The 13,224-nt window shown below is 44.5% G+C and carries 11 protein-coding genes; 7 read left to right on the top strand and 4 right to left on the bottom strand.

Going from position 1 to position 13,224, the window contains the following annotated elements; genetic code table 11:
* Positions 1 to 21: 21 nt before the first annotated feature.
* Genes ACYQ28_RS00940 through ACYQ28_RS00930 form a run of 3 tightly spaced genes read right to left on the bottom strand, consistent with a single transcriptional unit; the run spans position 22 to position 2,278 of the window.
* On the bottom strand, positions 22 to 636 hold the full coding sequence (locus ACYQ28_RS00940) for a type IV pilus inner membrane component PilO (protein ID WP_460047414.1): 615 nt from the start codon (positions 634 to 636) through the stop codon (positions 22 to 24).
* The gene (locus tag ACYQ28_RS00935; RefSeq protein ID WP_460047412.1) at positions 636 to 1,211 is read right to left on the bottom strand and encodes a PilN domain-containing protein; all 576 of its coding nucleotides are present in this window, start codon (positions 1,209 to 1,211) and stop codon (positions 636 to 638) included. The genes ACYQ28_RS00940 and ACYQ28_RS00935 overlap by 1 nt, the downstream gene beginning before the upstream one ends.
* Complete coding sequence (locus tag ACYQ28_RS00930) at positions 1,211 to 2,278, bottom strand: pilus assembly protein PilM (RefSeq protein WP_460047411.1); 1,068 nt, start codon at positions 2,276 to 2,278, stop codon at positions 1,211 to 1,213. The genes ACYQ28_RS00935 and ACYQ28_RS00930 overlap by 1 nt, the downstream gene beginning before the upstream one ends.
* 196 nt (positions 2,279 to 2,474) lie before the next feature.
* Here ACYQ28_RS00930 and ACYQ28_RS00925 point away from each other — a divergent pair, with 196 nt between their 5' ends.
* A complete protein-coding gene (locus ACYQ28_RS00925; protein WP_460047409.1) occupies positions 2,475 to 5,090 on the top strand; it encodes a penicillin-binding protein 1A in 2,616 nt (871 codons plus the stop codon).
* 60 nt (positions 5,091 to 5,150) lie between these two features.
* Here the strand turns inward: ACYQ28_RS00925 and rpmE are convergent, their stop codons facing one another.
* Positions 5,151 to 5,363, bottom strand: a complete 213-nt coding sequence (rpmE, locus tag ACYQ28_RS00920; protein WP_460047632.1) for a 50S ribosomal protein L31 — start codon at positions 5,361 to 5,363, stop codon at positions 5,151 to 5,153.
* A 177-nt stretch (positions 5,364 to 5,540) separates the two neighbouring features.
* On the opposite strand from rpmE, the gene ACYQ28_RS00915 reads away from it, so the two are divergent.
* The 6 genes from ACYQ28_RS00915 to hslU all read left to right on the top strand — a co-directional run bounded on the left by ACYQ28_RS00915 (position 5,541) and on the right by hslU (position 13,194).
* Entirely contained in the window at positions 5,541 to 7,778 is a 2,238-nt protein-coding gene (locus tag ACYQ28_RS00915; RefSeq protein ID WP_460047407.1) for a primosomal protein N', read from the top strand.
* Between the two features lie 229 nt (positions 7,779 to 8,007).
* Positions 8,008 to 8,742, top strand: coding sequence for a glutathione peroxidase (locus ACYQ28_RS00910; RefSeq protein WP_460047406.1), 735 nt, complete (start codon positions 8,008 to 8,010; stop codon positions 8,740 to 8,742).
* Positions 8,743 to 8,816: 74 nt separating this feature from the next.
* Positions 8,817 to 10,274 carry a dihydrolipoyl dehydrogenase gene (locus ACYQ28_RS00905; protein ID WP_460047405.1) on the top strand — a complete coding sequence of 486 codons (1,458 nt, stop codon included), beginning with the start codon at positions 8,817 to 8,819 and terminating at the stop codon, positions 10,272 to 10,274.
* Positions 10,275 to 10,548: 274 nt separating this feature from the next.
* Positions 10,549 to 11,187, top strand: coding sequence for an SPOR domain-containing protein (locus tag ACYQ28_RS00900; protein WP_460047404.1), 639 nt, complete (start codon positions 10,549 to 10,551; stop codon positions 11,185 to 11,187).
* A gap of 120 nt (positions 11,188 to 11,307) precedes the next feature.
* A complete protein-coding gene (gene hslV / locus ACYQ28_RS00895; protein WP_460047402.1) occupies positions 11,308 to 11,847 on the top strand; it encodes an ATP-dependent protease subunit HslV in 540 nt (179 codons plus the stop codon).
* Positions 11,848 to 11,877: 30 nt separating this feature from the next.
* Complete coding sequence (gene hslU, locus ACYQ28_RS00890; protein ID WP_460047401.1) at positions 11,878 to 13,194, top strand: ATP-dependent protease ATPase subunit HslU; 1,317 nt, start codon at positions 11,878 to 11,880, stop codon at positions 13,192 to 13,194.
* Positions 13,195 to 13,224 lie beyond the last annotated feature (30 nt).

Genomic DNA, 13,224 nt, shown 5'->3' with positions numbered 1-13,224 from the left:
AACTTACTTTTCAACACGTCGCTATTCCTGTGGTTTGTAACGGTATGTTTTAGCAAGAATCTCCATATCAAACAGCGTAGGTTGATCCTTACCTTTCTCAATTTTGTAGTCGTGCAGTGTCACGATTCTGGGTAATGCCGCAACACCACTGACAAACGCACCAAACTGATGATAACCACCGGTTACCTTTATAGATATCGGCAGCTCAACGTAAAAATCTTTAACAACTTCAGCTTCAAGCTCAATACTTTTAATCTGCAATCCAGTGGAGTTACCACGCTCGGTGATATCTTCTAATAGTCCAGGGACCTCAGCTTCTTTAGGCAACTGAGATAACAAAGCACTAAAAGACTCTTCCATCTCAATCATTTGATTACGGTAAACTTCCAAATTTGCCGCTTCAAACGCACGGGTAGCAAAAGTCTTTCTCAACTGAACTTCTTTTGCGCTTTCGGCGTTTAGAGATTGATTAAGATCTTTAACTTTAAAAAAGTAGGCGCCAGCTAAAATCAGGGCGAAGGCAAGAATCCAAATGAATATCCGACCGGCAATGGGCCAAGTGCCAATGCGCTCGAAATCGAGGTCGTTAAAATCAAATTCTTTGAGTTGATCAAGAGTATCTGCAAGCGACATCATCAAGCTCCATCTTCATCGTTTTTCTTCGGTGAAGAAATTTGCACCGACATCTTAAAGGAATTCGGAATTAGATCTTCATCGCCGCCTTCTTTTGCACGCGTTACACTTTGCAAATTAGGATCTTCAAACCACTGAGACTCATCAAGCTGACGCATCAATGATGAAACGCGGTTATTTGATTCAGCAACACCCTCGATGGAAACCTGAGCTCCAGAACGCTGCAACTTGGTGAAATAAACACCGTCGGGAACCACTCGAACCAAATCATCAAAAACTCGTACGATTTGAGGACGATCGCCCTGCAAACTCTGAATAACTTCCATCCGACCAACCAAATCTTCTCGACGCTCACGTAGGTCTTTGATTTCGGCCACTTTTTTATCAAGATCGGCAATTTCACGAGTTAAAATATTGTTTCTCACTCGCTGGCTATCGATTTGTGCATTAACTGAACTCAACCACACAAAAATAACGGCACCTGCCAGAATCGCAACAAGCCCCAAGACCGTGTAAAACTGTCTTTGTTTTTCCGCCCTAAGTTCGTCGCGCCAAGGTAAAAGGTTGATATTCGCCATTAGTCAAAACTCCTCAGCGCAAGTCCCACCGCAATCATTAGCGAAGGAGCATCATTGGCCAATACCGCAGAATTAACCCGAGATGCTACCGACATTTGTGCAAAAGGGTTTGCGACCGCCGTCTGAGTTCCGAGCTTTTCTTCGATCATCGCCGCCATACCTTCTAAAGTTGCGACACCACCGGCAAGAATAATTTGATCGACATCACTGTACTGACTGGAAGAAAAGAAGAATTGCAAAGATCGAGTAACTTGCTGAACAACGGCCTCTTTAAATGGCTCCAAGACTTCTAACGCATAATCATCCGGCAAACCGCCTTGTTTTTTGGCAAGGCCGGCTTCTTCCATAGATAAGCCATAGCGACGCTGAATCTCTTCAGTGAGTTGTTTACCACCAAATAGCTGTTCGCGGGTGTAAACCGTTTTGCCATCGACTAATACACTGAGCGTTGTCATGGTTGCGCCAATATCAACGATAGCAACCACTTGATCTTCCTGCTCTTCAAGTTGATTCGAAATCAACTGAAAAGCGCGCTCCATAGTGTAGGCTTCAACATCAATCACTTTGGCAGTAAGGCCAGCTAGCGACAAAACTTCCGCTCGCAAATCAACGTGCTCCCGGCGACACGCTGCAAGCAGTACTTTCATCTGCCCTTCGTGTTCTTGAGATTCGCCTTGCACTTCAAAATCTAATGCAACCTCTTCAAGAGGATAGGGAATGTATTGATCTGCTTCGAGTGTGATTTGAGTTTCAAGCGCGTCATCAGAAAGACCTTTAGGCATTTCAATGACTTTAGTGATGACAGCCGACCCGGCCACAGCGACCGCTGCATTTTTAATTTTTGTCTTGGACAGGCTAATAAGCGTGCGTAGCACTTCGGCGACGACTTCGACCTCATTAATATTCTTCTCGACAACCGCGTTAGCAGGTAGAGGTCGAACCGCGTAGCTCTCTACGCGATAACCGTTGCCGTGACGACTGAGCTCAATAAGCTTGATCGCAGTCGAGCTGATATCCAGCCCAAGCACGGGTTTTGGCTTGCTTTCGAAAATATCGAGAATACCCATTTTTCTATCAAATTCCGCAACTTAGCTAGCATTTATGTTATAGCACTTTAACTTAAAGGTGCAATATGACAACAATTAGTTAATGCAACAAAAAGACTTTATAATGTTCTAACACGAGCAATTGTGCTCTAAGCCGTTAATTCATAAAGAAAAAATGTCACGTACTAAATTCGTTATCTCTGTCACGTTTTGGCTAATGTTATTTTTTGCAGGCTCATCGACTGCTTTTTTAGCAGGAATTTACCTGTACTTAACACCTAATTTGCCCGACGTAGAAACTCTAAAAGAAACTAAATTTCAGATTCCACTGCGCATATACACTCGTGACGAAAAACTCATTGGTGAGTTTGGTGAGAAACGTCGTAGCCCAATTCGATTTGAGGAAATTCCAGAAAATTTCGCCCATGCAATCTTATCGGCCGAAGATGATAGATTTTACTCGCACAGCGGTGTTGATATAAAAGGCCTTTTGCGAGCGGTATCACAAATATTGCAAACAGGAGAAATTCAAGGCGGCGGAAGTACCATTACAATGCAGGTCGCACGCAATTTCTTCTTAACTCGTGAGCAAGTATTTACTCGCAAATTCAACGAAATTCTACTTGCTTTGCAAATTGAACGTGAACTGAGTAAAGAGGAAATTCTCACTTTATATGTGAACAAAATATATTTGGGTAATCGCGCCTACGGTATCCAAGCAGCGGCTCAAGTTTATTACGGAAAAAATATCGATGAGTTAAGTCTAGCGCAAACGGCAATGATCGCAGGATTACCGAAAGCGCCGTCGGCTTATAACCCAATTGTTAATCCAACACGCGCTTTAATTCGTCGCAACTGGATTTTAGGGCGAATGAAGGAGTTGGGTTATATCGATGAACTTACTTATCAAACCGCATTTGCAGAACCAGTTACCGCCAAAAATCACGGTGCTGTTGTCGATTTAAATGCGCCTTACATCGCTGAAATGGCGCGCAAAGAAATGATTGACCGATTTGGATTAAGCGCCTACACCGATGGTTATAAAGCGTATTTAACCGTCGACAGTAAATTGCAACAAGCGGCGCAAAATTCATTAATTAACGGCCTCGAAGATTACGATCAACGTCATGGATTTCGAGGCAAAGAAGCAGCGCTTAGCACTTCAGAAATAAAAGAAGTTAATTTACCGATAATCGCCATTAATTCCGATGAGAGTTCGTCTTTAGAAAATACTCTGGAATCAACAGAGCAAAACTCGTTATTAAATACCGAATTAAATTCAGAGAATCTTGATCAACCTCAAGAAGAAACTATTGCAACGCGCGTCGCTGTATTTGATCAACAATCTTGGCAGGAACAGCTCAGCAATATTCCAACGTTTGCAAAACGCGCTCCTGCTGCTGTTACAAAAGTCTCTGATGCTGGTATCCACGCGCTATTAAGTGATGGCAGCGAAATATTTGTCTCGAAAGAAAACGGCCTTGAGAATATTCGTGGTTATCTCAGTGAAAATGGTACGACTGCCAGATATAAATCGCCACGAGATTTCCTCCAGCCCGGCGACGTCATTCGTGTTTTCAAAAACTCAGAGAGTTGGCATTTTTCTCAAATTCCTGAAGCTCAAGCCGCGTTAGTTGCTTTAGATCCTAAAAATGGTGCCATTCGAGCTTTAGTTGGTGGTTACGATTTTAATCAGAGCCATTTTAACCGTGTTACGCAAGCACAACGTCAACCAGGCTCTAACTTCAAACCATTCATTTATACCACCGCTCTTGAACACGGCTTTACTCCAGCGACATTAGTAAATGACGCACCTATTGTGTTTGACGACGCTGGACTTGAAAGCTCTTGGCGCCCAGAAAACTCCAGTGGAAAATTCTATGGCCCAACACGTTTGCGAGAAGCGCTCTACAACTCCAGAAACCTAGTTTCAATTCGCGTATTAAGAGAAGTAGGAATCAACACCACCATAGACAACCTCGGCCGCTTTGGATTTGACACATCAAGTCTTCCAAAAGACTTATCTCTTGCCCTGGGCAGCAACGCGTTAACACCATTGCAGGTCGCAACCGGTTACGCATCGTTTGCAAACGGTGGTTACAAAATTGAACCCTATTTATTGGATGCCATAGAAGACTCGAACGGTGTCATTATCGAGTTTGCGACACCGCCTACGGTTTGCAACGAGAGCTGCCTACAAGAACGAGAACTACAAGAATTAACGGCACTGGCTGAGCAAGAGTTTGCAGCGTTGGTGGAACAAAGCCCTATTCGCGCCCGTCAAGATCAAACTCTGGCCGAGCGCCTGCACTATGCCTACCGAACTACCGAACGACCCACAACACCTGTAGCGCCAAGAATTATGAGCGAGCAAGTCAACTACCTCATAAACTCTATGCTTAGGGACGTGATTCGCAAAGGTACCGGCACAAAAGCTCAAGTACTAAAACGCAGCGATCTCGCCGGCAAAACCGGCACTACCAACGGCCCAACCGATGCTTGGTTCTCGGGATTCAATAGTAACCTAGTGGCAACAACCTGGTTAGGTTTTGATCAGAACCAATTATTGGGCGTTCGCGAGTTTGGCGGCTCCGCAGCCTTACCAATCTGGATTGACTTTATGAAGATCGCACTTGATGGTGTACCGGAAGATAATATTCGTCAACCCGATGGCATAGTGTCGATCAAGATCGATCCTGAGACGGGAAAAAGAGCTGCTCCCGGAGATCCGGATGCTATTTTTGAAATCTTCCGCGCTGAAAATGTGCCAGAAATTTCCGATAACCAAGATGGCAACTCAAAAGACGTAGATACCATCGAAGAACTGTTTTAAGGCTACCCAGAAACAAAAAAACCCGCAAAAGCGGGTTTTTTTGTTTTTAGAGCTACTGCATTACTTATTGATGCGGCTACCGAAACGCTTCTTGAAGCGATCGATACGACCACCGGTATCAACAACTTTTTGCTTACCAGTGTAGAATGGGTGACACGATGAACAAACGTCAAGGTGAAGGTCTCGACCCAAGGTAGAGCGAGTTTGAATAGTGTTGCCACAGCTACAAGTTGCAGTAACGTCGGTATATTTAGGATGAATATCAGCTTTCATGATCTTTCCTACGCGTTTTTGTGCCGCCACCCAAACTTGTGTTGGGCACCGCACTACGGTTAATGTTAGCGGAATTTTAAGAGCTGGCGATACTACTGGCAAAGCCCTGCTTACGCAAGAAAATTCGACCAATTCGACGCCATTTTGGTTCATACAAACTACTTCAAGAACGTATTTGTGATTATTTTTGAAATTGCCCTACCCGTTCCACTGCGCGCGCTCTTCGACTATCTCGCTCCTAACTCGACTCCCGACCTGCTAACACCTGAAAGCCACACAACATTAGCAATTCCTGATCAAGCTATTGGTTGTCGAGTAGAAGTGCCTTTTGGCAAGAAAAACGGTCGCACACTCATCGGAATCATCGTTGGCACCAAAGAAATCACGCTCAATGAACCCAACTCAAAACTCAAAGCCATTCATCGCTTTATAGATGAAACACCCATCATCGATGCTGCTACCATTGAACTCTGTCAGTGGGTGGCAAATTATTATCACCATTCGCTCGGTGAAACTCTCACCACAGCACTTCCGAAAAAAATCCGTTTAGGTGAAGTGATCGAATTACAAAAAGAAGAATATTGGCTGCCTACAACAGAATCATTCGGTCTGAGTGACACAGCGTTAAAAAACGCCCCCAAGCAAAAATCTGCGTTGGATTATATTAAAAAATTTCAGCCTTCCAAAGAATCTCTGAAAAATACCGATATAAATTCCGCCATATTAAAGGCGCTAGAAAGCAAACATTTAATTAAGAAAACAGTACGTGAAAATAACAAACAAAAACCAGAGCTACTGCCGGAACCCTTCATCTTAAATGATGAACAAAAACACGTAATCAATAATTTGGTGTTAGAAAAATTCCAAGTTCACTTATTGCAAGGAAATACCGGCAGCGGCAAAACCGAAATCTATTTTCAAGCCATTGGTAAAATTCTAGCGTCAGGCCAACAAGCCTTAGTTTTAATTCCAGAAATCAGTTTGGGACCGCAAACAATTTCTCGCTTTCAAGAACGATTTAAAGCAAATATTGTTGCTCTACATTCATCTCTTAATGATACAGAACGAGCTCAAAATTGGTTAAGCGCAAAAAATGCCCAAGCAGACATTATTATCGGCACACGCTCAAGTATTTTTACACCGGCACCCAATCTTGGTTTGATTATTATCGATGAAGAGCATGATTTATCGTTTAAACAACAAGACGGATTGCGCTATAACGCACGAGATATTGCTCTGGTTCGGGCACAAAAATTAAATATTCCCGTTATTTTAGGCTCTGCGACACCTTCTTTTGAGTCTCTTTTAAACGCCGATAAAGATCGTTTTAAAAAACTACTTTTAACCCAAAAAGCCGCTACAAGCTTTGAACCCAAAATAGAGTTGGAAGATTTAAAAAACCAACTCATCTTTGAAGGTTTAACCGAAAAATCGTTAGCGGCCATTGATCACACTCTACAAAAAAATCAGCAGGCTTTGGTATTTTTAAATCGCCGCGGTTTTGCTCCGGCATTAATGTGTCATCACTGTGGCTGGATTTCTAAATGCAAACATTGCGATAGGAATTTAACGCTGCATCATTATCCTAAACATTTGCATTGCCATCACTGCGACTATCAAAAACCAGTCTACCATCAGTGCCCAAGTTGTTTTAGCCCAGAATTAATTGATGTCGGTATCGGCACCGAAAAACTCGAAGTTTTTTTAAAAAATCGATTTCCATCGGTATCGATAATGCGGGTTGATCGAGATACCACACAAACCAAAAATGCTTTTGACGATTTAATAACAAAAATTAATCAGGGAGAACCGTGCATTTTAGTCGGCACACAAATGCTGGTTAAAGGCCATCATTTTCCGAACATGACATTAGTGGTGGTTGCTAACGCAGATTCGGGTTTACTCAGTGGCGATTTTAGAGGCCTAGAAAAAACCGCCCAAATATTAGTTCAGGTGGCCGGACGCGCCGGACGTGCGCAAAAGCAGGGGCACGTATTAATTCAAACCCACCATCCAGACCATCCGTTATTTCATGATTTATTTTCACTGGGTTACGACCACTTTGCGCAATTACAACTGCAAGATCGCTATCTCACCGAAATGCCTCCTTATACGCATCTCGCCATATTGGCCGCGGAATCTGAAAATTCTTACAGTGCAGAACAATTTTTATCAAATGTTCGACAGGTTTTTCAGACCAACCTGCCACCAAGCTCTACACTACAAATACTCGGGCCGATGCCAGCAACCCTTGAAAAAATCAAGAATCGCTTTCGGCACTTTATTCAACTCAAGGCCAAATCAAGAGCGGAGCTGCATCACACTCTCTCTGCAAGCCTTGGTCAAATTGAAAAACTGCCCGGACAACACAAATTGCGCTGGTCGCTCGATATAGATCCTCAAGAGCTGCCTTAATAGTTACTCAAACCAGCATCCGCTGATCAGACCCGCTACGTAATACATTTTGAAAGACTAATTTGTGAGAAATCGCGAATAATTACAAAAAACTATCAAAAAATTCAAACCAATAGATTTATTTAACAAAACTATCGATTAAATTTTATTAATTAATTTCCGAAATCTAATAGTTTTATTTAAAGTTACCTCATCAAGACAAAACAACTCGCTCTGAGAGGACGACATCATGTTAGAGAATAAAGAAGACCATAAAGTACCCTCCGTTACCTTTCGTACTCGCGATGGCAATGATTGGAAAAACGTTACTACTGAAGATCTTTTCGCCAATAAAACCGTCGTGGTTTTTGCTTTGCCCGGCGCATTTACCCCAACCTGTTCAACTACGCACCTACCACGCTACAACGAGCTTGCACCCGTTTTTAAAGCCAACGGCGTCGATGACATTGTATGTATCTCGGTAAACGACGGCTTTGTTATGCAGTCGTGGCAGAAAGACCAAAACGCCGAAAACATCACCTTTATTCCAGATGGTAACGGTGAGTTTTCTGAAGGCATGGGCATGTTGGTGGATAAAAACGACCTTGGTTTTGGCAAACGCAGCTGGCGTTACTCGATGTTGGTTAAAAACGGCGTCGTAGAAAAAATGTTTATCGAACCAGAAAAACCCGGCGACCCGTTTGAAGTCTCCGACGGCGACACCATGCTGAACTACATCAACCCAAACGCCGAGCAACCAAAACGTGTAACTGTATTCACCAAACCAGGTTGCCCACACTGTACCCGCGCTAAAAAAGCGCTGGCAGCAAACGGCTTAAAATACGAAGAAATTGAACTTGGCCAAAACGGCTTGAGCTTCTCAAGCTTAATGGCAGTGACCGGTGCTGGAACCACTCCGCAGGTTTACATCGACGGCGAATTAATTGGCACCGCTGATCAGCTAGAAGCCTACTTAGCAAAATAAGTTAGACAATAAATCCCATCTTAAAAAAACGCTGGGTAAATCCCGGCGTTTTTTGTTTAAAGCAGGAGAAAAACATGCAAACTCGAGATGTAGATGTCGCAATCATCGGCGCTGGAACCGCAGGCCTCGCTGCCTATCGCGCCGCTAAACAATACACTCAAAATGTGGTGATCATCGAAGGCGGCCCTTATGGCACCACCTGCGCCCGAGTTGGTTGCATGCCAAGTAAATTATTAATTTCAGCAGCAAACGCCGCATATATTCATAAAACCACCCATTTATTTGGTGTTGATTACCCAGCACCACAATTACGAGAAAAAGACATTTTTCAGCGCATTCGGTCTGAACGCGATCGCTTCAGCGGATTTGTGGTGGAGTCTGTAGAAAACTTTCCCGAGCAAGATCGTATTCGCGGTTACGCAAAATTTTTAAGCGACAATCAATTGTCGGTAGCGCTTAACGATAATTCCGAAGAATTAATCGTCAACGCACAGCGTATCGTCATTGCCACAGGTTCTCGCCCAAGCATAATTCCGTTTATGGAAGCTGCCGGCGATAAACTGCTGGTGAACGACGATGTTTTCGAGTTAGAAACACTACCGAAAAAAGTGGTGGTCTTTGGCCCTGGTGTTATCGGCTTAGAACTTGGTCAGGCATTACATCGCTTAGGTGTCGAAATCACCATGCTAGGCGTTGGCGGCGCATTGGGTCCATTGTCTGACCCTGAAATTAAAAGCTATGCCTACGAACATTTTAACGAAGAATTTTATTTAGATATTGATGCCAAGGTAGAAACGGTTAGTCGCGAAGACGAACACGTATTAGTGAGTTACCAACATAAGACTCGCGGCTTTGTCACCGACTCGTTTGATTATTTAATTGCTGCAACGGGCAGACGGCCAAATATCGACAAACTTGATATCGAAAAAACCAGCTTAGAATTAACCGAGCGCGGCATGCCGATATTCGACGAATTTTCGATGCGCTGCGGAAAATCTAATATATTTATTGCCGGTGACGTTAATAATTTTCGACCACTGTTACACGAAGCCGCCGACGAAGGCAAAATTGCGGGTGAAAATGCCGGTCGTTACCCAGACGTTCGCGCTGGAAAACGCAGAACATCTTTAGGTGTTGTATTTAGCGAGCCGCAAATCGCAACCGTAGGCTTAAATTTAAATCAAGTCAAAGAACGCTGCCAACAATGCTACGCCGAAGGTAGCGTAAGTTTTGAAGACCAAGGTCGCAGTCGTGTAATGGGTGTAAACCACGGATTATTAAAAGTGTATGGCGAACAAGGTACCGGATTATTTTTAGGTGCTGAAATGTTTGGCCCTGCCGCCGAACATATTGCACATCTTTTAAGTTGGTCAGTACAAATGCGCATGACGGTATCGCAAATGCTGGAAATGCCGTTTTACCATCCGGTTATTGAAGAAGGTGTTCGCACGGCTTTAAGAGACCTAAACCACAAACTGCAAATTGGCCCAGAAGTTATCGAACGTTGTTTAGATTGCGGACCAGGTGCTTAAATTATTTTAGGAACCTCTGTTAGGAATCTCTGATTAACACCGCTATGATTTAATCAGAGGTTCCTATGATCAAGGGGTGCCAATAATCACTCAAGAACCAAAAAAACTCTCGTCAGCCATTTCGCTATCACACATTTTCACGGGATTAATCACCCCAACTCTTCGTAAAAATGCAATTATCGTGATTGGGATCGATTTTACCATTTGCTAATCTATCTATATATCCCAGCATTTCGCTACAATAACGCCCCAATTCGATAAAGACTCAACCCTTATGACCCGCGATTTCGCAAAGAAGAAAAGACCGCCTTCGTCCAATACTCGTCGGACCAGCTCGCGAAAGCCCGAGGCCAAACCGCAAAAAAGCTTACCCGGTTGGCTTTGGCTATTATCGGGCGCCGTTATTGGCGCGTTTGCGATGTTTTTGGTGTATCTTTCTGGCGTTGGACCCAGCAAACCCGAAAAAACCGATTCACCGGTTGTTACAACACCACCGCCCGCTCAACCAAAAGTACAACCCAAAGCGCAGCCCAAAAATGAAGTTGTAGCCACTAAACCTGAAGAAGACGCGCCAAAACCTCGATTAGAGTTTTATAAGTTACTCAAAGAAAGCGAGGTAGAAGTCGATGCCACAGCGCCACCCATTCAAACCGGTAAAACCGTTACCCAAGAAAATATTGAATATCTGTTGCAGGCTGGTTCGTTTCAAAAACTCACTGACGCCGATCGCATGCGCGCCGAGCTGATTTTAATGAACCTAGATGTCGCCGTAGAAAAAGTCACTCTCGAAAACAAACAGGTTTGGCACCGCGTTATTGTTGGCCCTTTCGACAACCGCTCGCAAATGGCTTCGGCCCGAGCGACGCTGGTATCTAACGACATTAACCCGTTGCTCATTAAAAGGCCTAAATAGCGTCAATCTAGACCATCGACCTTCAAGCGTGAATATCTAACTTTCACGCTTGAAAATCTCGCCTCAACCCCCACCTCTGTGCTCTACACTGCTTTTATTTTCCAGCTTTAAGGATTCTTTGTGGATCAATATCGAGGAACAACCATTCTCTCTGTGCGTCGTGGCAACACCGTAGTTATTGGTGGCGACGGGCAGGTTTCACTGGGCAATACCATCATGAAGGGTAATGCCCGTAAAGTTCGCCGCCTCTACAACAACAAAGTTTTGGCGGGATTCGCCGGTGGCACAGCCGATGCGTTCACTCTATTTGAACGCTTTGAAGCAAAGCTTGAAAGCTATAACGGTCAGCTGGTTCGTGCCGCTGTAGAATTGGCCAAAGACTGGCGAACCGACCGAGCGCTGCGCCGTCTTGAAGCATTACTGGCCGTGGCAGACAAAGAAGCCTCGTTGATCATTACCGGTAACGGTGATGTTATTCAGCCTGAGCAAGATTTAATTGCCATAGGCTCCGGTGGCCCGTTTGCACAATCTGCTGCTCGTGCCCTTTTAGATAATACCGATATGAGCGCACAAGATATCGTGAAACAGGGTCTAACCATTGCTGGCGATATTTGTGTATACACCAACCAAAATCACGTCATAGAAACGCTGGAATTTTAAATCCAGACACAGAGCAAGAAGAGAATTCCTATGTCCAGCATGACACCGAGCGAAATTGTCCACGAGCTCGACAAACACATTGTCGGCCAAAAAGACGCAAAACGCGCTGTAGCCATTGCCCTGCGTAATCGTTGGCGCAGAATGCAACTTGTTGAAGAGTTGCGCAACGAAGTAACCCCAAAAAATATCTTAATGATTGGCCCGACCGGTGTGGGTAAAACCGAAATTGCCCGCCGCTTGGCAAAGCTTGCAAACGCGCCTTTCATTAAAGTAGAAGCGACCAAATTTACCGAAGTTGGCTACGTTGGCCGCGATGTCGATTCTATCATTCGCGACCTGGTCGATATGTCGATCAAAATGTATCGCGAACAAGAAAAAGAAAAGGTCAAACACCGCGCCCAAGACGCCGCCGAAGAGCGAATTCTTGATGCATTACTACCGCCTGCACGCGGCTCAGAAGAAGGACAGAAAGAATCTTCTACGCGCCAAATCTTCCGCAAAAAATTGCGTGAAGGCGAGTTAGATGACAAAGAAATTGAAATCGATGTGGCCGCGGCAAAAGTTGGCGTTGAGATTATGGCACCTCCCGGCATGGAAGAGATGACCAGCCAGCTGCAAAACATGTTCTCGAACATTGGCCAAAACAAAACCAAAAAAGCCAAGCTCACCATCAAGCAAGCCCTAAAACAACTTGCCGATGAAGAAGCGAGCAAGATGATCAACGAAGAAGAAACCAAAGCTAAAGCTATTGAGGCTGCGGAGCAAAACGGTATTGTCTTCATTGATGAGATCGACAAGGTCGCTAAACGCGAAGGCTCAAGCGGTGCCGATGTTTCCCGCGAAGGTGTACAACGCGATCTTCTACCACTGATCGAAGGCTCCACCGTGAGCACCAAACACGGCATGATCAAAACCGATCATATTTTGTTTATTGCTTCCGGCGCGTTCCACCTGTCTAGGCCGTCTGATCTGATTCCCGAGCTGCAAGGTCGTCTACCCATTCGTGTTGAGCTCAATGCACTTACACCAAATGATTTCGAACGTATTTTGACAGAACCAAATGCGTCACTGACGGATCAACAAATCGCATTGATGAAAACCGAAGGTGTCGATTTGTCGTTCACCGAAGATGGCATTCGCCGCATCGCCGAAACTGCGTTTCAGGTTAACGAAAGCACCGAGAACATTGGCGCGCGACGTCTACATACCGTTATGGAACGCTTGCTGGAAGAGGTGTCGTTCAACTCGGGACAGTCAGAAAAAGAAATCGTTATTGATGCCGCGTTTGTGGATTCACAGCTTAACGAATTGTCCCACGACGAAGATCTCAGCCGCTTTATTCTTTAAGCAGCAGCGCCCCAAGCGACACACACTACT

The organism is Sessilibacter sp. MAH1, assembly GCF_054658315.1.
Note: the sequence above shows the minus strand (reverse complement) of the source record. Positions and strands in the feature narration are given on the sequence as shown.

What these genes read in the sequence shown, in the direction of transcription:
- ACYQ28_RS00940 (WP_460047414.1), bottom strand. Translation starts at nt 636, where the DNA reads ATGATGTCGCTTGCAGATACTCTTGATCAACTCAAAGAATTTGATTTT.
- ACYQ28_RS00935 (WP_460047412.1), bottom strand. Translation starts at nt 1,211, where the DNA reads ATGGCGAATATCAACCTTTTACCTTGGCGCGACGAACTTAGGGCGGAA.
- ACYQ28_RS00930 (WP_460047411.1), bottom strand. Translation starts at nt 2,278, where the DNA reads ATGGGTATTCTCGATATTTTCGAAAGCAAGCCAAAACCCGTGCTTGGG.
- ACYQ28_RS00925 (WP_460047409.1), top strand. Translation starts at nt 2,475, where the DNA reads ATGTTATTTTTTGCAGGCTCATCGACTGCTTTTTTAGCAGGAATTTAC.
- rpmE (WP_460047632.1), bottom strand. Translation starts at nt 5,363, where the DNA reads ATGAAAGCTGATATTCATCCTAAATATACCGACGTTACTGCAACTTGT.
- ACYQ28_RS00910 (WP_460047406.1), top strand. Translation starts at nt 8,008, where the DNA reads ATGTTAGAGAATAAAGAAGACCATAAAGTACCCTCCGTTACCTTTCGT.
- ACYQ28_RS00905 (WP_460047405.1), top strand. Translation starts at nt 8,817, where the DNA reads ATGCAAACTCGAGATGTAGATGTCGCAATCATCGGCGCTGGAACCGCA.
- ACYQ28_RS00900 (WP_460047404.1), top strand. Translation starts at nt 10,549, where the DNA reads ATGACCCGCGATTTCGCAAAGAAGAAAAGACCGCCTTCGTCCAATACT.
- hslU (WP_460047401.1), top strand. Translation starts at nt 11,878, where the DNA reads ATGTCCAGCATGACACCGAGCGAAATTGTCCACGAGCTCGACAAACAC.